Raw genomic sequence first — 889 nt, 5'->3', positions numbered from 1 at the left:
CGCCCAGGCCGGCCCCAGCGCGTGCCCGACGACTTGCCCGCGCCCTACCGCGCCAACCTCAACCAGGACGCGCCTTTCGGCCAGAAGCCCGGCGACAAGCCGCGCCTGACCGAGGCCGAGGTGCAGGACATCGTCGCCTTTTTGAAGACGCTGAACGACGGCTACGTGGTGCCCAAGACCGGCACCGCGCTGGCGGCACGCTGAGCCTGGCGCCTCAGGCGCAGAAGGCGCGCTCCAGTTCCTGCTGACAGGCCATGTCGCCCGCCGGCAGTGCTTGCTCGGGGCTGCCGCTGCCCTTGAGCAGAAGCCGGCGTGCGCAGCGGATGGCGGTGTCCAGGTGGGTGGCCAGGGTCGCTGCCGTCGGCGGGCGCCCGGGGTCGGCGCAACGCTCGGCATGGGCCGCGATGGCCTCGATCACCGGGGCTGGCAGCTGCCACTGACGGGCGATGCCGACCGACAGCCGGGCGCACATGGGCAGCAGGGTGGCGAGAAATTGGCGGTGGCGATGGCGACGATGGGATCCTGGTGGCGACCGAGCAGCAACATGCCTGCATTGTCGGGCAGCCCGCCAGGCGGTGTTGGCGCGGGGGGCGGGCCGCGCTCGCCGTCACCGGCTCCCGCGTCACCCTGTGCACGAACCCCACGTGACAAGAACGTGTGGTTCACCCCCGCCCCCGTGATATCGGGCGCCGGCAGGGGTGTTTCTATTCGTAAAAACCACGACGCCCCGGGGACGTGACGTCCGCCGGGGCGTTCTTTCGAGCGGATTCCAGACAGAACCCGCTCAGGCGGGCGTCAGAGCACGCCCATGCGCTTGTTGATGACGTACTGCTGGGCGATGGACAGCAGGTTGTTCGTCAGCCAGTACAGCACCAGGCCGGACGGGAAG

1 protein-coding gene and 1 pseudogene are annotated in these 889 nt (G+C 70.1%); one reads left to right on the top strand and one right to left on the bottom strand.

Features of this window, described 5'->3' with window-relative positions; all coding sequences use genetic code 11:
* Nucleotides 1–204, top strand: a pseudogene (locus I73_RS29420) (c-type cytochrome); the annotation flags it as partial.
* 10 nt (nucleotides 205–214) lie between these two features.
* Here I73_RS29420 and I73_RS20340 read toward each other — a convergent pair.
* On the bottom strand, nucleotides 215–472 hold the full coding sequence (locus I73_RS20340) for a hypothetical protein (RefSeq protein WP_022982301.1): 258 nt from the start codon (nucleotides 470–472) through the stop codon (nucleotides 215–217).
* Nucleotides 473–889: the final 417 nt, after the last annotated feature.

Origin of the sequence: Ideonella sp. B508-1 (genome assembly GCF_000333615.1) — a bacterium.
In the GTDB taxonomy this organism is placed as follows: Bacteria; Pseudomonadota; Gammaproteobacteria; order Burkholderiales; family Burkholderiaceae_C; genus Ideonella.
This window is presented reverse-complemented; position numbering and strand designations above follow the sequence as displayed.

What these genes read in the sequence shown, in the direction of transcription:
- I73_RS20340 (WP_022982301.1), bottom strand. Translation starts at nt 472, where the DNA reads ATGTGCGCCCGGCTGTCGGTCGGCATCGCCCGTCAGTGGCAGCTGCCA.